At 69.9% G+C, this 19,498-nt stretch carries 20 protein-coding genes; 5 read left to right on the top strand and 15 right to left on the bottom strand.

The window, feature by feature from the left end; genetic code table 11:
• Positions 1-77 precede the first annotated feature (77 nt).
• On the top strand, positions 78-608 hold the full coding sequence (locus ACLJQ7_RS14795; protein ID WP_410648780.1) for a toxin-antitoxin system HicB family antitoxin: 531 nt from the start codon (positions 78-80) through the stop codon (positions 606-608).
• 11 nt (positions 609-619) lie between these two features.
• Positions 620-1,528 (top strand): DUF4097 family beta strand repeat-containing protein, encoded by a 909-nt coding sequence (locus ACLJQ7_RS14800; protein ID WP_410648781.1) that lies wholly within the window; start codon positions 620-622, stop codon positions 1,526-1,528.
• 403 nt (positions 1,529-1,931) lie between these two features.
• Here the strand turns inward: ACLJQ7_RS14800 and ACLJQ7_RS14805 are convergent, their stop codons facing one another.
• Positions 1,932-3,152: a winged helix-turn-helix domain-containing protein gene (locus ACLJQ7_RS14805; protein WP_410648782.1), complete on the bottom strand. Its 1,221-nt coding sequence runs from the start codon at positions 3,150-3,152 to the stop codon at positions 1,932-1,934.
• A gap of 59 nt (positions 3,153-3,211) precedes the next feature.
• Between ACLJQ7_RS14805 and ACLJQ7_RS14810 the strand changes: the two genes are divergently transcribed.
• A complete protein-coding gene (locus ACLJQ7_RS14810; protein WP_410648783.1) occupies positions 3,212-3,772 on the top strand; it encodes a GNAT family N-acetyltransferase in 561 nt (186 codons plus the stop codon).
• Here the strand turns inward: ACLJQ7_RS14810 and ACLJQ7_RS14815 are convergent.
• Positions 3,677-4,246, bottom strand: a complete 570-nt coding sequence (locus tag ACLJQ7_RS14815; RefSeq protein ID WP_410648784.1) for a GtrA family protein — start codon at positions 4,244-4,246, stop codon at positions 3,677-3,679. The genes ACLJQ7_RS14810 and ACLJQ7_RS14815 overlap by 96 nt on opposite strands.
• Positions 4,247-4,395: 149 nt before the next feature.
• On the opposite strand from ACLJQ7_RS14815, the gene ACLJQ7_RS14820 reads away from it, so the two are divergent.
• Together ACLJQ7_RS14820 and ACLJQ7_RS14825 are read left to right on the top strand one after the other, a co-directional pair.
• Entirely contained in the window at positions 4,396-4,917 is a 522-nt protein-coding gene (locus ACLJQ7_RS14820) for a hypothetical protein (protein WP_410648785.1), read from the top strand.
• A 52-nt stretch (positions 4,918-4,969) separates the two neighbouring features.
• The gene (locus tag ACLJQ7_RS14825) at positions 4,970-5,632 is read left to right on the top strand and encodes a GNAT family N-acetyltransferase (RefSeq protein WP_410648786.1); all 663 of its coding nucleotides are present in this window, start codon (positions 4,970-4,972) and stop codon (positions 5,630-5,632) included.
• Here ACLJQ7_RS14825 and ACLJQ7_RS14830 read toward each other — a convergent pair.
• The 13 genes from ACLJQ7_RS14830 to ACLJQ7_RS14890 all read right to left on the bottom strand — a co-directional run bounded on the left by ACLJQ7_RS14830 (position 5,629) and on the right by ACLJQ7_RS14890 (position 19,477).
• The gene (locus ACLJQ7_RS14830) at positions 5,629-6,078 is read right to left on the bottom strand and encodes a tetratricopeptide repeat protein (protein ID WP_410648787.1); all 450 of its coding nucleotides are present in this window, start codon (positions 6,076-6,078) and stop codon (positions 5,629-5,631) included. The two genes, ACLJQ7_RS14825 and ACLJQ7_RS14830, sit on opposite strands and share 4 nt — an antisense overlap.
• The gene (dapB, locus tag ACLJQ7_RS14835; protein ID WP_410648788.1) at positions 6,075-6,821 is read right to left on the bottom strand and encodes a 4-hydroxy-tetrahydrodipicolinate reductase; all 747 of its coding nucleotides are present in this window, start codon (positions 6,819-6,821) and stop codon (positions 6,075-6,077) included. Before dapB ends, ACLJQ7_RS14830 begins: the two co-directional genes overlap by 4 nt.
• On the bottom strand, positions 6,818-8,182 hold the full coding sequence (locus ACLJQ7_RS14840; protein WP_410648789.1) for a M16 family metallopeptidase: 1,365 nt from the start codon (positions 8,180-8,182) through the stop codon (positions 6,818-6,820). The genes dapB and ACLJQ7_RS14840 overlap by 4 nt, the downstream gene beginning before the upstream one ends.
• Before the next feature lie 93 nt (positions 8,183-8,275).
• Positions 8,276-10,540 carry a polyribonucleotide nucleotidyltransferase gene (locus ACLJQ7_RS14845; RefSeq protein WP_410648790.1) on the bottom strand — a complete coding sequence of 755 codons (2,265 nt, stop codon included), beginning with the start codon at positions 10,538-10,540 and terminating at the stop codon, positions 8,276-8,278.
• 235 nt (positions 10,541-10,775) lie between these two features.
• Positions 10,776-11,045: a 30S ribosomal protein S15 gene (gene rpsO, locus ACLJQ7_RS14850; RefSeq protein WP_003084034.1), complete on the bottom strand. Its 270-nt coding sequence runs from the start codon at positions 11,043-11,045 to the stop codon at positions 10,776-10,778.
• A 128-nt stretch (positions 11,046-11,173) separates the two neighbouring features.
• Positions 11,174-11,683 carry an RNA 2',3'-cyclic phosphodiesterase gene (thpR, locus tag ACLJQ7_RS14855; RefSeq protein WP_410648791.1) on the bottom strand — a complete coding sequence of 170 codons (510 nt, stop codon included), beginning with the start codon at positions 11,681-11,683 and terminating at the stop codon, positions 11,174-11,176.
• A 16-nt stretch (positions 11,684-11,699) separates the two neighbouring features.
• Positions 11,700-12,182, bottom strand: a complete 483-nt coding sequence (locus ACLJQ7_RS14860; protein ID WP_410648792.1) for an XRE family transcriptional regulator — start codon at positions 12,180-12,182, stop codon at positions 11,700-11,702.
• Between the two features lie 116 nt (positions 12,183-12,298).
• Entirely contained in the window at positions 12,299-13,261 is a 963-nt protein-coding gene (locus tag ACLJQ7_RS14865) for a bifunctional riboflavin kinase/FAD synthetase (RefSeq protein ID WP_410648793.1), read from the bottom strand.
• Between the two features lie 146 nt (positions 13,262-13,407).
• On the bottom strand, positions 13,408-14,331 hold the full coding sequence (gene truB / locus ACLJQ7_RS14870; RefSeq protein ID WP_410648794.1) for a tRNA pseudouridine(55) synthase TruB: 924 nt from the start codon (positions 14,329-14,331) through the stop codon (positions 13,408-13,410).
• Between the two features lie 29 nt (positions 14,332-14,360).
• The gene (locus tag ACLJQ7_RS14875; protein WP_410648795.1) at positions 14,361-15,671 is read right to left on the bottom strand and encodes an MFS transporter; all 1,311 of its coding nucleotides are present in this window, start codon (positions 15,669-15,671) and stop codon (positions 14,361-14,363) included.
• Positions 15,672-15,856: 185 nt separating this feature from the next.
• On the bottom strand, positions 15,857-17,182 hold the full coding sequence (locus ACLJQ7_RS14880) for an MATE family efflux transporter (protein WP_410648796.1): 1,326 nt from the start codon (positions 17,180-17,182) through the stop codon (positions 15,857-15,859).
• Positions 17,183-17,270: 88 nt separating this feature from the next.
• Positions 17,271-18,434, bottom strand: a complete 1,164-nt coding sequence (locus ACLJQ7_RS14885; protein WP_410648797.1) for a preprotein translocase subunit SecY — start codon at positions 18,432-18,434, stop codon at positions 17,271-17,273.
• A 44-nt stretch (positions 18,435-18,478) separates the two neighbouring features.
• A complete protein-coding gene (locus ACLJQ7_RS14890) occupies positions 18,479-19,477 on the bottom strand; it encodes a DHH family phosphoesterase (protein WP_410649200.1) in 999 nt (332 codons plus the stop codon).
• Between the last annotated feature and the right edge of the window lie 21 nt (positions 19,478-19,498).

A 19,498-nucleotide genomic window follows, 5' to 3' on the forward strand; every position in this document is an offset into this window, starting at 1 on the left:
TCTTTGACGCCGGGGCGACATCACGGTGACGTCAGAGCCTCCTTGACTGACATCAAAAGTGACGCCATAGTGGTGTCATGGATCTGACGCCGTACATCACAAGCCTTCGCGAGGACCTCGCGAACACGGCTTCGGCCGGCGACGAGCAGACGCGGCGCGCTGCCGCGTTGCTGTCGTCGGCGCTGGAGCCCGCCGCCCGCCTGACCATCATGAACGCCCTCGCCGACCTGGCCGCCGAAGTGACTTCGGCGCTTCCGGGGCACGTCGTCGACGTCCGGCTCGACGGCCGCGACGTGCGCGTCGTCGTCACCGGCTCCGGTTCGGGCGAGGGCACCGAGCAGTCCGCGCCCCGCCAGGAGGCGCCGCGGGAAGCCCCGCGCGCGCCGAAGGTGGACACGGGCGACATCACCCGCATCACGCTGCGCCTGTTCGAGCAGGTCAAGGGCCAGGCCGAAGCCGCGGCCGCCGCTCAGGGCGTTTCGCTGAACACGTTCGTCTCGCAGGCCGTCCAGGGGGCGCTGGGCAAGAGCGGAAGCGAGCACTGGCACTACAAGCAGAAGCCGGGCGGCGGTGCGGGTTCGCACCTGCACGGCTGGGTCCAGGGCTGAGGGGGACGGAAATGACCGAGGAAAGCATTCCCGCCGGTGAAGAGACCGTGCGCGTCGAGGACTTCGAGGCCGAAGGCCCGATCGAGATCGACGTGAGCGTGGGCATCGGCCGGGTGACCATCGAACTGACCGGAGAGAGCGGCGTCCGCGCCGAGGTCCGCCGGGACGGCGGCGAACAGCAGCCGTGGGTGGACGGGATGACGAGCCTGCTCAGCTGGGTCGGGGAGCGCTTCGGCGACCAGCTCGGCGGCTCACCCGCCGGCTCGGTGGGGGATGCCGTGGCGCAGACGCGGATCGAGAAGGTCGGCAACCGGCTGGTCGTCCAGGCGCCCAAGGCCTGGCAGCTGAAGAACGTCCCGCTCGCCGTGACCGTCCGGGCGCCCGCCGGTTCGCATCTGGAGGTGCGGGCCGGGGCGGCCGATGTCACGGTCACCGGCTCCGCCGGGCGGGCCGACCTCCTCACCGGCGCAGGCAAGGTCGGCCTCGAACGGGCCGACGGCTCCGCGATCGTCCGCACCGGCACCGGCGACATCAAACTCGGGCCGACCCTGTCCGGTCTCCAGCTGCGCACCGGCAGCGGCTCTGTCGAGGCCGCCTCGGTGAGCGGTTCGGCCACGCTCGCGACCGGCACGGGCGACGTCTGGCTCGGCGAAGTCGCGGGTGAGGTCTTGGCGCGCACCGGCAGCGGCTCCCTCTCGGTGGCGGACGCCGCCTCCGGGACGCTGGAGCTGACCACCGGATCGGGTGAGGTCCGCGTCGGCATCCGCGGCGGCGTTCAGGCGGAGATCGATCTTTCGTCGACGACCGGCTCGGTGTCGAGCGAGCTTGAGGTCGCGGAGACCGCGCCCGCGGAGGTCTCGCTGAAGGTGCGGGCGCGCACCGGTACCGGCGACGCGGTGGTGACCAGCGCGGCGAGCTGAGCCGCGGGCCGCAGGGGGGGATCGAGGGACCTTTGCTCTCACTTTTCCACGGGGGTGGGAGCAAAGGTCCCTCGCTCATTTCCGAGCTCTGCCAGGACCGGGGGGCCGAGAGACCCCCGGCGGGTGTGTTGCGAAAGCCACCTTCGCAACGTTGAAGGTTGCGAAAGTGGCTTTCGCAACCTCGCCGGCCGGGCGGATGGCTGACCCCAGTGCCCGTGGCGCAGGGCGCCTTCGTACCCAGATCCAGTCCGTGAAGGCCTCCTTGAGGGACCCAGAGTCCCTCAAGGAGGCCTTCACGGACTTCGGCAATCGCCATATAGGGACCACAGGCATTAGCAGCGCGTGAAGGCCTCCTTCCCTCGGCTGAGCCGAGGGAAGGAGGCCTTCACGTACTCAGCGGCCCTCAGTGCACCAGGCGCGACAGCACGGGAGCGAGATCGCCCCGCTCCCCCACCACGACCCCGTCCAACCCCTGCCAGTCCGCCATCAGCCGCAACTCGCCCGCCAGCTCGCTCGCGACCCGAGCGACATCCACGCCGGGCTCGGAGAAGGCGCTCTGAACGCGAAGCACCCCGGCGGCCCGATCGCATTTGAGGTCGACCCGGCCGACGAGTTCGCCGTCGAGCAGGAACGGGAACACGTAGTACCCGTAGATCCGCTTCGGCTCGGGCACGTAGATCTCGATGCGGTAGAAGAAGTCGAAGATGCGCTCGGTGCGGGCGCGTTCCCAGATCAGCGGGTCGAACGGCGACAGCAGGGCCCGGCCGGTGACGCGGCGAGGCACCTTCGCCGCGACGTGCCGGTACGCCGGGGCGGGCCAGCCGTCGACGATCACCGGTTCCAGCACACCCTCCTCGACCAGTTCGGCCACCGCCCGCTTGCTGACGTCGGGGCCGAGCCGGTAGTAGTCCCGCAGATCCGGTTCGGTGCCGATGCCCAGCGCGACGGCCGCGCGCGTGATCAGTTCGCGGGCGCCTTCCTCCGGGCTCACGGTCAGCGCCAGGATCTCCGGCGGGACGACGCGTTCGGTCAGGTCGTACAGCCGCTCGAACGACCGGCGCGTGCCGGTGGTCAGCTGTCCCATGCCGAAGAGCCACTCGCAGGCCTTCTTGACCTCGGATCGCTCCCACCACGAGCCGGGTTTCGCACCGCTCCCGTTACCCTCCAGCGCCCGCTCGATACCGCCCGCGCCGATCGGTCCGTGCTCCTTGACCACGGTGAGGATGTCGTCCACCAGCCGAGGCGTCTGCTCCAGCACCCGGGCGTAGTTCGTCCACCAGCCCATGCGTTTCGCCCCGGACCGCAGGAGCGGCCAGTCCGCGATCGGCAGCAGACTCGCCTCGTGCGCCCAGGTTTCGACCAGCATCCGGGGCCTGCGCGCGGAATGCGTCCACGCCGCGTCGTCCACCAGCGAGGGCTCGTACGCGCCGAGCCGGGAGAACAGTGGCATGTAGTGCGCGCGGACCGCGACGTTCACCGAATCCAGCTGCAGCAACTGGATTCGCGACAGCACGCGCTGCAGATGCCGCCTTGTCACCGCCCCGCCTGGACGTGCCTCGGCGAACCCCTGCGCGGCCAGCGCGATCCGGCGTGCGACCGGCCCGCTGATGGTCGTAGTGCTCATCGTCGGAATGGTGCCATCCACCACCGACAGTTTTCGGCCGCACCGCTAATCTGCGCAGCATGGCCGCCGCCGAAGTCCGCCCAGCAGTCGTGTCCGACGCCCCCGAAATCGCGCGCATCCAACGCGACACCTGGCGAAGCGCCTACACGGAGTTGCTCGGCGAAGCGGCTGTCGCCGGGCTCGACATCGAGGAACTCGAAAAGACCTGGGCCGAAACGATTGAGTACCCGGGCACGCGCGTCTTCCTCGCCACCGAAGGCGAGTTCACCGTCGGCTTCTGCGTCGCCGGCCGCGCTCCGGCGAGCGAGGTCGCCACCGCCGGCGGTTCGCTGCCCGACGACGCTTCGACGACGGCGCTCATCGCCTCGCTGCTGGTCGAGCCGCGCTGGGGACGGCGCGGACACGCGGGACGGCTGCTGGCGAACGCGTCCGCCTGGCTGCGCGAGGACGGCGCTACGCGCGGGATCAGCTGGGTCGCCCAGACCGATCACGCGTCACTGGGCTTCTTCCGCCGCGCGGGCTGGTCACCCGACGGAACCGTCCGCATCCTCGACACCGGGAGCACGAACGTGCGCGAAGTCCGCCTCACCGGTGGCCTCGACCTCGAGCTCGCTCCCTGACTTCGCGAACACGACCCAGCGCATCACCGTGTACATGAAGACGCCTTCGCACGCCCCGGCGATGAGCCGGGAGAGGCGGTAGTCGACGCCCAGCGCGGCCAGCCCGGCGCCGACGCCGAGCAGGAACGCCACGTAGTTGACGACGATCGCGATGACGTACAGCACCGCCTGTCTGCCGACGGGCGCGTGCGAGCGGAAGTTCATGCTGCGGTTCAGCACGAAGCTCAACCCGAACGCGGTCGCGTACGCGAGCGTGATCGCGAGCCACACCGGCAGGCCGAGCCAGCTCCGGAGCAGGGTCAGGAGGATCAGGTCGACCCCGAAGGTGAACCCGTTGATGAGCGCGAAACCGAGGAAACTCGGCGCCACCAGCCGGGAAAGCCCGAAGGGGAGGCGCCGCACCACGGCCGCGCAGAAGTCGGCGAAGCGATCCGCGAAACCCTTGCCGCGGACCGCGTCGTGCACGTCGGCCACGGATCCAGCATGGCAGCGGCAGGTGGCCGCGAGCCGACGAACAGGTGATCTTCTGGTGCGGCCCGGAAGCCGGGAACGGGGGCTGGCCCCAGTGCGTCCTGGTTTTCAGCTGATAGCTTGGAGAGAACGAAGATAACGGGGAGGCAACGATGGTGGGCTGGTTGCTGCTGTCGTTCGGCGTCGCCTTCGGTTCCGCGATCCTCCCCGTCGTCAGCATCGAGATGTTCCTCATCGGCTTGTGCGCGAGCCAGCCGACGGTGCCGTGGTTGCTGCTCGGCGCCATCGTCGCGGCCGGTCAGGTGGGCGGGAAGACGCTCTACTACCTCGCCGCGAAGGGCACGATCAAACTTCCGAAACCGCTGCACGACCGCCTGCACCGGGTGCGCCCGCCCAGCGCGCGCCGGGAAAGATGGCGGGCGCGCACCAAGAAGGTGCGCGCCCGGCTCGACGCGTTGCGCGAACGGTGCCATCGGCATCCGCATTGGATGGCGGGCACGTACGGGGTGAGCTCGGTCGTCGGCCTGCCGCCGTACATGGCCACGAGCGTCCTCGCGGGCCTGGTGCGGATGCCGCTGGCGACGTTCCTGGCCACCGGTTTCCTGGGCCGCTGGCTGCGGTTCAGCGTGCTGGCCGCCTCCCCCGCCCTGTTCGCGGGCTGGTTCCACTACTGAGCACCGATATTGTGATGCGCGCCATGGCGGCCGCGCCCTAGGGTTTCCGCCCATGTCGACTTCGTCCGCGTATCCGCCGTTGAACGTGCAGGTGCACACACCCCGGTTGTCGTTGCTGGGGGCGACGGACGAGCTCCTGGAGCGGTTGATCCCGACGGTCCGCAAGGGCGTGGTCACCGAACCCCCGTGGCCCTTCGACGATCCGGCCTCGCTCTACGAAGACGGTCCGGAGCGCGAATGGCGCTGGCTACGCGGGATCTGGCGGGGCCGGGGTCAGGTGAGCGAAAGCCAGTGGCGGCTGTACTTCGTCGTGGTCGTCGACGGCGAGCCGGTGGGCATGCAGGATCTGATCGGCATCGACTTCGCCACGTTCGGCACGGTCACCACGTTCTCCTGGCTCGACCCGGACCTGCGTGGCCGCGGCCTCGGCAAGGAGATGCGGCAGGCCGTGCTGCAGCTGGCCTTCGAGGGGATCGGAGCCCGTGAGTCGTCCAGCGACGCCTTCTTCGACAACCACGCCTCGAACCGCGTCTCCCAAGCCCTGGGTTACGAGCCGAACGGCGTCACCTGGGACACGCGACGCGGTGATCCCGCCCGGATCAAGCAATGGCTGCTGACCCGTGAACACTGGCGGCGCCGGGACGACATCGAACTGGTCGCCGTCCGCGAATGCCTGCCCGTTCTAGGGATCGAGCCTCCGCATTCAGAGGACTAAATGCGAGAAGCGGCTTCGAGTTCGACGGCGCGCCGCATCGTGGCGCGGGCGCGTTTCCGGTCGCCGGCGATCTCGTACGCGTACGCCAGCCGGTACCAGACGCGCCAGTTCTCCTGGTCCGCCTCGACTTCGGCGCGGCGCTCGTCGAACCAGGCGTCGGCGGCGTCGCGATCCACCCGGCCCGAAGGCCGCCGGGGCAGATCGGAGACGTCGGGCAGGCCGCCTTCCTCGTCCAGCCGCCGCGAAAGCCGCTGGATCTGGACGCCGGAACGCCAGGTGGTCACGATGATCCAGATCCCGAGCAGCGGCAGCAGCAGGACCCCGACGCCGAAGAGCACCGGCACCGTCTCCCCGGTGCGCACCAGCGCGATACCCCGTCCCGCCAGCAGGACGACGTAGACGGCGAGCGCCGCCGTCATCACCAGCGCGAAATTGCGGGCCCTCACAGGTCGAGGATGTTCTCGAGACCGACCGTGAGGCCGGGCCGGGTGAGCACCGAACGCACACCGAGCAGCACCCCCGGCATGAACGACGTGCGGTGCAGGGAATCGTGCCGGATGGTCAGGGTCTCCCCCTCGCCGCCGAACAGGATCTCTTCGTGCGCCACCAGTCCGGGCAACCGGACCGAGTGCACGCGGACGTCGTCGACGAGCGCGCCGCGGGCACCGTCCACTTCGGACGTCGTCGCGTCTTCGCCCGGCGCGAGACCGGCTTCCGCTCGGGCCTCGCCGATCAGCCGCGCGGTGTGCGCGGCGGTACCGGACGGCGCGTCGGCCTTGCGGTTGTGGTGCAGCTCGATGACCTCGGCCGAGTTGTAGAACCGCGCCGCCTGCTGGGCGAACCGCATCGCCAGCACCGCGCCGAGGGCGAAGTTCGGCGCGATCAACACGCCGAGCGCCGGGTCGGCCGCGAGCCACGAACGCAGCGTCTCCAGCCGTTCCCCGCTGAACCCGGTGGTGCCGACCACGGCGTGGATCCCGTTGCCGGTCAGAAACTCCAGGTTGTCCATCACCGCGTCGGGATGGGTGAAGTCGACGACGACCTGCGCCTGCTTGAGCGCCGAGAAGTCGTCACCGGCGTCGAGCGCGGCGACGAGCTCCATGTCGTCGGCACCGTTGACGGCGTTGACCACCTCCTGGCCCATCCGGCCGCGTGCGCCCAGCACACCGACGCGAATTCCAGCGGTCATGATGCGATCACCTCGTGCAGGTCGTCCGGAAGGTCGTCGGCGTGAGCGTACGGCCCGACCACCGCCGCCGCCGACACGCCACCAGGGCGACGCAGCAGAGTGCGAGCGAGCGCACAGACCTCTTCGGTGGTGACGGCGTCGATCCGCGCCACCGTGTCGTCGACGCCGAGATAGCGGCCGTAGTTCAGTTCGTTCTTGCCGATCCGCGACATCCGCGACGAGGTGTCCTCGAGACCGAGCACAAGCCCGCCCCGCAACTGCCCCTTCGCCCGCGCGACCTCGGCTTCGCTCAGCCCGTCCTTGCCGACGAGTTCAAGCACCTCGCGGATCACCCCGGCGACCTCGCCGAGCTTCTCCGGCTGGCAGCCCGCGTACACGGCCATGTGCCCGGTGTCGGCGTAGCTCGCGACGGACGAGTACACCTGGTACGCCAGCCCGCGCTTCTCCCGGACCTCCTGGAACAGGCGCGAACTCATCCCGCCGCCGAGCGCGGCGTTGAGCACCGACTGCGCGAACCGGCGGTCGTCGTGCCGTGACAGCGAACGCAGGCCGAGCATCACATGCGCCTGCTCGGTGTCGTCGGTGTGCAGCGCGAGTTTGGGCACCATCGCGATCCGCGCGCGTCCGCCGCGCGGCGGCACGGGCGTCGCCGTCCCGGTCAGCTTGGTCCCCAAAGCCTTGCGCACCAAGCGAAGCACCTGGGCGTGGTCGATGTTCCCGGCGACCGCGAGCACCATCCGCGGCAGGGTGTAGCGGCGCCGGTAGAACCCGCGCAACGCCGAAGCGGACATCTCGACGATGGACTTCTCGCTGCCCAGCACCGGGCGGCCCAGCGCGTGGTTCCCCAGGATCGCGCCGACGAACGTCTCGTGCAGCAGGTCTTCGGGGTCGTCGTCGCGCATCGAGATCTCTTCGAGCACGACACTGCGCTCGGTCTCGACGTCGGAGTCCGTGCACAGCGCCTCGAACACGACGTCGGTGACGAGGTCCATCGCCAGCGGCAGATCCTCGTCGAGCACCTGCGCGTAGTAGCAGGTGTGCTCCTTCGCGGTGAACGCGTTGAACTCCCCGCCGACCGCGTCGATCTCCTCGGCGATCTGGGTGGCGTCCCGGTTCGTGGTGCCCTTGAACAGCAGGTGTTCGAGGTAGTGCGCCGCGCCTTCGACCGACGACGGCTCGTCACGCGATCCGACCCCGACCCACAGCCCGACGGTCGCCGAACGGGAGGCGGGAACGTGCTCGGTGATGACCCGGAGGCCACCGGCCAGCACACTGCGCTTGACCACCGCACCGTCCGAAGTGGACTCCAGTGTGCGGGTGCTGCCGACGGGCTGTTCGTGCCCGGGAACCTGACGAGCCAACGGATTCCTTACTCACATGTCAGGAAAGGGTCGTTCAGGACGAAAATGTCCTGAACGACCCTTCCCGGACGTTTCACATCGGTCCAGCCAGGATTACTGGGCGTCGGCCTTCGGAGCCTCGGCCTTGTCGCCTTCGGCGGCCTTGGCGTCCTTCGAGTCCGCTGTGTCCTCTTCCTGAACCACGATCAGGCTGATCTTGCCGCGGTTGTCGATGTCGGCGATCTCGACGCGGAGCTTGTCGCCCACGTTGACCACGTCCTCGACCTTGGCGATCCGCTTGCCGTTGCCCAGCTTCGAGATGTGCACCAGGCCGTCCTTGCCCGGCAGCAGCGAGACGAACGCGCCGAACGCGGCCGTCTTCACCACGGTGCCGAGGAAGCGCTCGCCGACCTTGGGCAGCTGCGGGTTGGCGATGGCGTTGATCTTGTCGATCGCCGCCTCCGCCGACGGGCCGTCGGCCGCGCCCACGTAGATCGTGCCGTCGTCCTCGATGGAGATGTCGGCGCCGGTCTCCTCGGTGATCGAGTTGATCATCTTGCCCTTCGGGCCGATGACCTCGCCGATCTTGTCCACCGGGATCTTCACGCTGGTGACGCGCGGGGCGAACGGGCTCATCTCGTCCGGGCCGTCGATCGCCTCGGCGATGACCTCCAGGATGGTGAGGCGAGCGTCCTTCGCCTGCTTCAGCGCGGCCGCGAGGACCTCCGACGGGATGCCGTCGAGCTTCGTGTCCAGCTGCAGCGCGGTGATGATGTCCTTGGTACCGGCGACCTTGAAGTCCATGTCGCCCATGGCGTCCTCGGCACCGAGGATGTCGGTCAGCGCGACGTAGCGGGTCTCGCCGTCGACCTCGTCGGAGATGAGGCCCATCGCGATACCGGCGACCGGCGCCTTCAGCGGGACACCCGCGTTCAGCAGCGCCATGGTCGAGGCGCAGACCGAGCCCATCGAGGTGGAGCCGTTGGAGCCCAGCGCCTCGGAGACCTGGCGGATTGCGTACGGGAACTCGTCCCGCTTCGGCAGGACCGGGACCAGGGCGCGCTCGGCGAGCATGCCGTGGCCGATCTCGCGCCGCTTCGGCGAACCGACACGGCCGGTCTCGCCGGTGGAGAACGGCGGGAAGTTGTAGTGGTGCAGGTACCGCTTCGTGGTCTCCGGGGAGAGCGAGTCGATCTGCTGCTCCATGCGGAGCATGTTCAGCGTGGTGACGCCCAGGATCTGGGTCTCACCGCGCTCGAACAGCGCGGAACCGTGCGCCCGCGGGATCACGGCGACCTCGGCGGCGAGCGACCGGATGTCGGTCAGCCCGCGGCCGTCCATGCGGATCTTGTCCGTGAGGACGCGCTTGCGCATGATCTTCTTCGACAGGGCCTTGAAGGCCGCGCCGATCTCCTTCTCACGGCCCTGGAAGGCTTCGCCCTCGCCGAGGCCGACCTTCTCCAGCACCGCGGCCTTGACCTGGTCGGTCGCGTTGTCGCGGTCCTGCTTGCCCGCGATGGTCAGGGCGTTCGCGAGGTCGTCGGTCGCGATGGCGGCGACGGCGTCGAAGGCGTCCTGCTCGTAGGCGAGGAAGACCGGGAACTCGCCGGTCGGCTTGGCGGCCTGCTCGGCCAGCTGCTGCTGGGCCTCGCACAGCACCTTGATGAACGGCTTCGCGGCCTCGAGACCCTCGGCGACGGCGATCTCGTCGGGCGACTTGCCGCCGTCGGCGATCAGGTCGAGCGTCTTGTCGGTGGCCTCGGCCTCGACCATCATGATCGCGACGTCATCGCCGACGATCCGGCCGGCGACCACCATGTTGAAGGTGGCGTCCTCGAGCTGCTTCCAGGTCGGGAAAGCGACCCACTGGCCCTCGATGAGCGCGACGCGGACGCCGCCGACCGGGCCCGAGAACGGCAGGCCGGCGATCTGGGTCGACGCCGAGGCCGCGTTGATCGCGAGCACGTCGTACGGGTCGTCCGGGTTGAGGCTCTGGACGGTGATGACGACCTGGATCTCGTTGCGGAGACCGTCGGCGAACGACGGACGCAGCGGCCGGTCGATCAGGCGGCAGGTCAGGATCGCGTCGGTCGACGGGCGGCCCTCGCGACGGAAGAACGCGCCGGGGATACGACCCGCGGCGTACATGCGCTCCTCGACGTCCACGGTCAGCGGGAAGAAGTCGAAGTGGTCCTTCGGGTGCTTCGACGCGGTGGTCGCCGAGAGCAGCATGGTCTCTTCGTCGAGGTACGCGACGACGGAGCCGGCGGCCTGACGGGCCAGGCGGCCGGTCTCGAAGCGGACGGTGCGGGTGCCGAAACGGCCGTTGTCGATCACGGCTTCGGTTTCGTGCACGGTGACTCCGGTGGAGTCGGTCATAGGGTGTATCTCCTCTTTTGATCCTCTGTAACGGCGCGAGTCTCCCACCCTGGGACCTGTTTCGCCTGCGGACGCTCGAGGAGTGAGGCCGGTCTTCGATCGAAGCCCCCGGGCCGTTGCCCGGGAACCACTACCGAGGACCGGCGGACGGTACCTCGCGCGCGCTCGCGCCGTGGATATCTGTACTTGGACCGAGGGGGAGCGACCGATGTGGTCACTCCCCCTCGGGTTCAAGCTATCGGCGGAGGCCGAGACGCTGGATCAGCGCACGGTAACGCTCGATGTCCACCTTCATCACGTAGTTCAGCAGCCGGCGGCGGCGGCCGACCAGCAGCAGGAGCCCGCGACGGGAGTGGTGGTCGTGCTTGTGAGCCTTGAGGTGCTCGGTGAGGCCGACGATGCGCTTGGTCAGCAGCGCGACCTGGGCCTCGGGGGATCCGGTGTCCGAGTCGTGCACGCCGTACTCGGCAAGGATCGACTTCTTCTCTTCGGTGGACAAAGCCACAGTGGTGCTCCTAGATATCTGTGCCGTGCGGCCCGGACGATGTCTTCACGCCGGGTGAGACGGTCACGGCCGCCACGGACTGCAGCCGGACCCGATTGTCAAGGCTACCAGCCTCGTGATCAGCGGGTTCAGGCGCGGGCGTGGTCCAACGCGTACGACCGGATCACCCGGTAGCGCGAAACGCCCTGTTCACGGTCACTGCTCATCAGCACGGCCTCGGTCGCCGTCCAAGTCTCACTGGTGAACCCGGCCAGCCGCTCCTCCCACGCGCTCGCGGCGCGGGGCCGGTCGCGGGGGAAGCGGGCCAGTGTCAGGTGGGCCACGTACGGCCTGCCCTCACTCTCCGCGCCGGCCTTCACGGCCAGCTCGTGGAGCCCGGTTCCGGACACACTCAACCACAGCACCCCGGGGAATGTCGCGGCCTTTTCCAGCCGGAGGCCGATCGGGCCCGCGCCGTCCAGCCGCCGGGCGAGCCAGTCCCCTCGTTCCGCCGGGTCGCCCTGGCCGTAGAAACCGAGGGTGACATGCCAGTCTTCCCGCACCGACCAGCGGAAATCGTCGTCGCCGGGCGTGCCGAGCGCGGCGGCGACCTGGTCGAGGACCTCGTCGGGCGGGATCAACGCGCTGAAGATCGTCATGGGCGCGTGACTCGCGTCAGGAACCGTTCCTCGCGGCGCGGCGCAGCAGGTCCGCCAGGGCCGGGAAGTCTTCGTCGAGCAGCTTCGCGGCTTCGGTGAGGTCTTCGTCCTCGCCGATGTCCCGCAGCGCCACGAGCACACCCTGGTCGTCGGCGACGGCACCGACCGGGATGCTGTCCCTGCCCACCGTCGGCCGGGAATCGCGGACGTCCTCGAGCGCTTCCTGCATGGCCTTGCGGTCCCCCGCGGCGACCGCCGGGACCAGCACCTTGCGCTCCAGCATGATCATCTTGGCGAGGACGACGGGGTTGCCGATCTTCGCGCGGCGCCCGCTCATCACCTGGCTGAGCATGGGCGCGCTGATGCCGAGGACCTCGGCGAGGAAGGCCTGGGAGATGTCGAAGGCGACGACCAGTCTCCGCACGCGATCGCCGAGCGGCTCCCCGTACCACTCCTTCTGCAGCGCGACGTTCCGCTGGACGATCTTGTGGTCCTCCACCTGGTCCGCTCCCCTTAACCCCATCGAACGCCATGCGCGGTCCGTGACATCTTGCCACCGGAACGCACGTGAGCGGGTGTGTTTGTCGATTGTCATCCGGCGAACGCCGGAACCGGTCAGTCCTGCCCGCCGAGCAGTTCCCTGGTCCGGGCGACGTCCTCGTCGATCTGGGCCACCAGGCCCTCCGACGTCGGGAACCGGACCTGATCCCGCAGCTTGGCGACGAAATCGAGCGCGACGTGCTGCCCGTAGAAATCCTCGTCGATGTCGAGGACGAAGGCCTCGACGGTGCGTTCCCGCCCCGAGAAGGTCGGGTTGGTGCCGACCGACACTGCCGCGCGCAGCCGTCGGCCGGAATCCGACGAACGGGTGAACCAGGCGCTGTAGACCCCGTCGGCGGGCACCGCGGCGAACCGCGGCGTCGACAGGTTCGCCGTCGGGTACCCGAGATCGTGCCCCCGGCCGTCGCCGCGGACGACGATGCCCTCCAGCCGGTGCGGCCTGCCGAGCGCTTCGGACGCGGCGACGACGTCTCCGGCGTCGATGCACGAGCGGACGTAGGTCGAGGAGAAGGTGATGTCGTTGTCCGCCTGCTCCTGGGCGAGCAGTCCCTGCAGTTCCGCGCCCTGCGCCACGAAACCGAACCGCTTCCCCAGTGTGCGGAGGAGTTCGACGTCGCCGGCCGCCTTGGCGCCGAAGGTGAAGTTCTCCCCCACGATCACCGCGGCCGCGTGCAGCTTGTCCACCAGCACCTCGTGCACGAACTCGTGCGCCGTCAGCCGCGACAGTTCGAGTGTGAACGGCAGCACGCAGAAGACGTCCGCGCCCAGGCCCTCGACCAGTTCCGCCTTGCGGCGCAACGTGGTCAGCTGCGCCGGATGACTGCCCGGCCGGATCACCTCCGACGGATGCGGATCGAAGGTCAGCACCACACTCGGCACGCCGCGTTCGGCGGCGGCGCGGACCGTCCTCGAAATCAGCTCCTGATGACCGCGGTGCACGCCGTCGAAGACGCCGATCGTCACCACGCACCGTCCCCAGCTCCCGGGGAGGTCACCCAAACCACGCCAACGCTGCACTTGTGCCCCGTCTCCTCAGGCCCGCTCCGTGCACCACCCTAGGCCGTGCCCCGCGCGGCACGCTCGCGGGCTTCGCGCCCAGGCGGCCCTGACTCGTGAGTGGTAGGGACGGTTCTAACCGTCCCTACCACTCACGAGTTCCCTATCTAAGCGGGCAGCAACACGACCACCGACCGGGCCAGTTCGCCTTCGTCCGCGGCGAGCGCGAGCACCCGGCCGTCCGGTCCGAACATGCCGTACGTGCCCTCGATCCCGGCCGCGGGCACCCTCTGTCCATATCGGACCGCCTGCGCCATGCGGACGTCCAGGTCGCGGCGCGGGAACGCGGCGGCGACGGCGGCGTCGAGGTCCAGCGACAGCTCCGGCTTGTCCTCGAGCTGATCGAGGGTGCGGGCCTTGGCCAGGGTGAACGGCCCGACCGTGGTGCGCCGCAAGGCGAGCAGATGCCCGCCGACGCCGAGCCCGGCGCCGAGATCGCGGGCCAGCGCCCGGACATAGGTTCCCGACGAGCATTCGACGACGGCGTCGAGTTCGATCCGGCCCGCCTCGCGGCGGGTGGCGAGCAGGTCGAAGCGGTGCACGGTGACCGGCCGCGGCGGGATGACGACCTCTTCGCCGGCGCGGACCCTGGCGTAGGCGCGTTTGCCGTCGATCTTGACCGCGCTGACCGCGCTCGGCACCTGCTGGATGTCGCCGGTCAGCGCGGCGATCCCGGCCGCGATCGCTTCGTCGGTGATCTTCTCGACGTCGTCCGGGGCGGCTTCGGCGATCGGCTCGCCCTCGGCGTCGTCGGTCGTGGTGGACAGTCCCAAGGAGAGGGTCGCGAGGTAGGTCTTGCGGTCCAGCGCCAAGTGGCCCAGGAGTTTCGTCGCGCGTTCGATGCCGAGCACGAGGACACCGGTGGCCATCGGGTCGAGGGTGCCGGCGTGCCCGACCTTGCGGGTGCCCATGAAGCGCCGCGCCCTGGCGACGACGTCGTGGGAGGTCATCCCGGACGGTTTGTCGACGATGACGAGACCGGGCGGCGGAGCGGGACGTTTCTTGGCTTGAGCCTGATTGGGGCGCGACACGGGGCGAACCCTATCTTTCGGCCCCGTGCCTAGGACGAGACGGGCATCGGCGCTTCGGCGTCCCAGCGGCGGCGCCGGATCTGCACCGGGATCGCTTCGCCTCGCGCCTCGGCCTCGAACAGCACAGCACGGGTGCGCCGCCACCACACGAGCATCCGGGAGGTGCCGAACGCGAGCACCACGATCACCGACAGCAGCGCCAGCCGGAACGTGCCGCCCGTCCACTCCAGCAGCACGCCGACCGCGAGGGCCGAGATCGTCGTGGCCACGAAACCGCCGACGTTCACCACGCCGGTCGCGGTGCCGACGCGCGAAAGCGGGTTGTAGTCCCGCGCCAGCGCGAAACCGATCATCGACGCCGGGCCGCCCAGGGAAAGGAACGCGAACACGGGGACCAGGACCGCGACCGGGATCGTGCCGCCCCAGCCGAGCAGGACCGCCCACATCACCGCGGCGCCGCCGATGTACCCGCCGACGAGCGGCATCCGCAGCGACGGGCGCCGTCCGATCAGCCCGCCGATCACCGGTCCGCCGATCATCGAGCCGAACACGAACACGATCAGCAGCGAACTCGCGGTGGCCTTCGGATAGCCCTGCCCCTGCACGAGGAACGGGACACCCCACAGCATGGTCAGCACGTTGGGGGCGAACATCGTGCTGAAGTGGACCCAGAAGCCCAGCCGGGTCCCCGGGGTGCGCCACGCGTCGGCGACCTGGCGGCCCAGCGCCTTCGGACGGACCTTTTCGCGCACAGGCTCAGGCTCGCCGGGCGGGTTGTCCTTGACGCGCAGGGCGACAACGGCGGAGTACAGCGCCGTCACCAGGCCGACGGCGAGGAACGTCGGGGTCCAGCCGGGACCGTCGAGCAGCAGGCCGAGCGGGACCGTCGCGGCGAGGTTGCCGACGTAACCGATGGCCCCGGTCAGCGCGGCGAGCAGGGCGTACTGGCGGCCGGGGAAATGCGCGGCGATCAGCCGCATGATGCTGACGAAGGTCAGCGCGTCCCCGAAGCCGACGACGGCGCGGGCGAGCAGGCCGAGCGGGTAGGAATCGGCGACCGCGAGCAGGAGCTGGCCGAGTCCGAGGAAGAACACGGCGCCGGTGAGCACGCGGCGCGGCCCGTAGCGGTCGACGAGGACGCCGGTGGGGATCTGCATGGCGGCGTAGACGCCGACCTGCAGGACGGTGAACGTGCCGAGCGCGGCCGCGCCGACGCCGAAGCGATCGGCGGCTTGGAGCCCGGCGACGCCGAACGAGGTCCGGTGGAAGACGGCGAGCAGGTAGACGGTGACGGCGGCGAACCAGATGAACCAGGACCGGCGGGTGGCTCGGCCTGTCACAGTGTTTCCTCCTCGGGCACGGTTTCGGGCGTGGAGACGCCCGCACTGCCGCCTCATATAGTTGTAGCGCGTAAGCAACGACGAAACCTAGCCGTTACCCGGGTGCTTTTCGCCACACGCCTCCCCCTCCCGCATTTCGTCCTCTGAATGCGGTAGTTGCACGAGCAAGGACCGCAGCCAGAGGACTAAACGCGGACGGCGCCCTCGACGGCCCACCGCCCCGAGCGCCACCGCACCAGCAGGGTCGCCAGCCGCAGCAGCATGAACAGCGAGAGCCCGGTCCAGATCCCGGCCAGGCCCCAGCCGAACGCGAGCGACAGCCAGACCAGCGGCAGGAACCCGAGCGCCGCGCTCAGCAGCGTCGCGTTGCGCAGGAAGGCGGCGTCACCGGCGCCGAGCAGGACGCCGTCCAGCGCGAACACCACGCCGGCGATCGGTTGCAGCGCGACGAAGAACCACCACGCGTGCGGGATCTGGCCGAGCACGGCCGCGTCGGAGGTGAACACCTGCGGCAGCACCCCGGCCACCGACGCGAACACGACGCCGAGGAAACAGCCGAACACCAACCCGTAGCCGGTGATCTGACGCGACAGCCCACGAGCCCGTTTGCTCGCCCCGGCGCCGAGGGCGGCCCCCACGAGCGACTGCGCGGCGATCGCGAGCGAATCCAGCACCAGTGCGAGGAAGGTCCACAGCTGCAGCACCACCTGGTGCGCGCCGACGGCCTCGGTGGACGTCCGCGCGGCGACCGCGGCGGCGGAGACGAAACACGCCTGGAAGGCGAGGCTGCGGAGCACCAGATCCCGGCCGAGGCCGAGCTGCGCGCGCATCACCTTCGGCTCCGGGCGCAACGGGACCCGCTCCCGCACCAGGGCCACGATGAACAGCGACGCCGAGATCACCTGCGCGACGACGTTCGCGATCGCCGACCCTTCCAGCCCCCAGTCCGCGCCGTACACCAGCACCGGGCACAGCACGGCGGAGATCCCGTTGCCCGCCAGCACATAGCGCAACGGCTTCGCGGAATCCTGGACGCCGCGCATCCAGCCGTTGCCCGCCATCGTGATCAGGATGAACGGCGTCCCGAACAGCGCGATCCGCAGCCAGGAGACGGCGGCGTCGGTGATCGCGGCGTCCCCGGAAAGGACCCGGGCGATGGGCGCGGCCAGCAACTGCCCGGCGACGATCACGACCAGCCCGACGAGCACCGCCAGCCATGTCGCCTGGACGCCTTCGCGGACGGCGTCGCCACGACGACCCGCGCCGTGCAGCCGCGCGGTCCGCGCCGTGGTGCCGTACGAAAGGAACGTCAGCTGGCTCGAAACCTGCGACAGCACGACACCGCCGACGGCGAGCCCGGCCAGCGGCAGCGCGCCGAGGTGGCCGACGACCGCCGTGTCCACCAGGACGTACAGCGGTTCGGCGGCGAGGACGCCGAGCGCGGGCACGGCGAGGCCGAGCACGCGTTTCGGCGGGACGCGCTCGTCGATATCGGAGGCTTCAGGCACCACCGCAGACTAGACGTCTGGTACGACAGTCCCAGTCGCCGGGAAGTGCCCCAGGACGCGCGTTGCCGGAACAGGGCACGGAGCCGTTCGCTCAGCGGAGAAAGGGTTCGTAACGTCGTTGCCGGCGCAGCGATTCGATCTGCCGCGTGGTGTCGAGCGAGACACTGACGAGGAAGACCAGGACCACCTGCGAGGTCACGCCGGCGACGAGCGGCATCGGCCCCACGTCCAGCAGGGCCAGACCGGCGGCCGGGATCAGCGCGACCACTCCCGAGCAGAGCGCACCGAAGGCGAGGATCCGGCGGTTCACGTAATCGAGGTATTCGGCGGTCGGGTTGCCCGGCCGGATCCCGGGGACGAAACCGGCCACCCGCGCCAGCTCACCCGCCACCTTGTCCATGTCCTGCGCCGTGGCCGCCCGCATGAAGGCGAAGAGACAGACGAGGACGAAGTAGACCGCGATCCACCCAGGATCTTCCACGCCGAAGTGATACACCGGCACCGACAGCAGCACCGCGGCGACGACGGCCGGACTGTTCGCTTGGGGGAAGCGAAGGGGAACATAGGTCGGGGTCGCGCCGAAAGCGCGCCTGCCGATCATCCGCTTGGCGTACTGCACCGGGACGCGGCGTTGTCCCTGCGCGAGGACGATCGTCAGCATCGTGATCGACAGCGTCACCACCGTCGTCACCGCGATCGTGGTCCAGCCCGCCTTTTCGTACAGGCGCAGGAACCCCGCGGGCAGCACCGCCAGGATCTGCGCGAGCAGCAGGATCCGGACGCCGTCGCCGAAACCGCGGTCGGTGATCACCTCGGTCAGCCGCAGGACCAGCGCGGCGCCCCCGGTGAGGCACGCCACCGTCACGGCTCCGTCCAGGACGTCCTGCCCGCCGGACACGACCACGCCGACGGCCCCCAGCAGGCCGAGCGCGACGGTGAGCCGCCGCTGGTACCGCTTCAGCACCCGGGCCCCGGCTTCACCTTCGGCCCGGAGCGCGGCCAGCCGCGGGATCAGGACGATCAGTCCCCGCAGGAGCCGCGGGGCGGCAAGGCAGGGCAGGACGCCGAACGCGAACACCGGCAGGGTGGCCAGGCCGCCGCCGGTGAGGAGGTCGAGGATCCAGCGCACCGGGTGGTCGGCTTCCGGCAGGCGGACGGTCACGTGGGGAGCAGGCAGGCTCTGGCCCAGCCGGAACAGCGCGATCACGCCCAGCGTGACCAGGATCCGGCGGCGGAGCGAGGTTCGGTCGTTCATCGTGGCTCACGTTAGGAACCACCGATGAAATTACGATGACACCGTCACAGCAGCGGCGCCCTCGACAGTGCTTCCCGCAGCTTGCCGAGCACCTCGTCCGCCGTGCCCTCCGTGGTGCATCCGGCGGCCTGGCGATGTCCGCCGCCACCCAGCTCCCCCGCGGCCGCCGAGACGTCGACGCCGCCCGCCGAGCGAAGCGAGACCGTCCACCGCTGCCGAGGTCCGGTCGGTTCGGCTTCCTTGAGCACCACGGCGACGCCGGCCTCGCGAGTGGACCGGACGACGTCGATGACCGCTTCGACCTCCTCGGCGCGCACGGACCGCGCGGCGTCAAGGGTCACCACGGCGTGCGCCAGGCCAAAACCGCGTGCCTCGTCCGGCTCGAGTCGGGCACCCGCGAGGACGTCGGAAAGCATCGGCAACCACGCGAACGGGTGATCGTCGACGATCTCGCGGACCACCTTGTCCGGGTCGACACCGGCTTCGAGCAGCTTCGCGGCCATCAGATGGGTCGACGGCCGTGCCCGGCGGAACCCGCTCGTGTCGGTGACGAGCCCCGCGTACAGGCAGCGCGCGATCGGCTCGTCGATCTCGGTACCGAGTTCGGCCAGCAACGCGAAAACGAGGACGGCGGTGGCTTCGGCGGTGTCGTCGACGACGTGGTGTGTGCCGTAGAAGACGTTGGACGCGTGGTGGTCGATCACCAGGACGTCGCCGCCCGCCGCGCGGACGGCGTCCACCCGCGACGCGAGCTTCCCGAGCCTGCCCGGCGTGGGCGTGTCGAGCGCGATCAGCAGCTGCTCACTCTCCGGCAGCTCGCTCGCGGGGACGTAGAGCCCGCCGACGTCCAGGCTCCGCAGGGTCTCGGGCATCTCCTCGGGCTCACCGACCGAGACGCGGACCTTGACACCGCCGCGCAGCTGGAGCGCCCGGCCCAGCGCCAGCGCGCTGCCGAGCGCGTCGGCGTCCGGGCGGACATGGCCGAGCAGGGTCACGTCGTTCGCGCGCGCCAGCAGGGCGGCGGCTTCCTTCAGGTTCGGCACTGGAGTCGCTGTCACAGTCAG

Source organism: Amycolatopsis sp. cmx-4-54, assembly GCF_046548895.1.
Taxonomy (GTDB): Bacteria; Actinomycetota; Actinomycetes; order Mycobacteriales; family Pseudonocardiaceae; genus Amycolatopsis.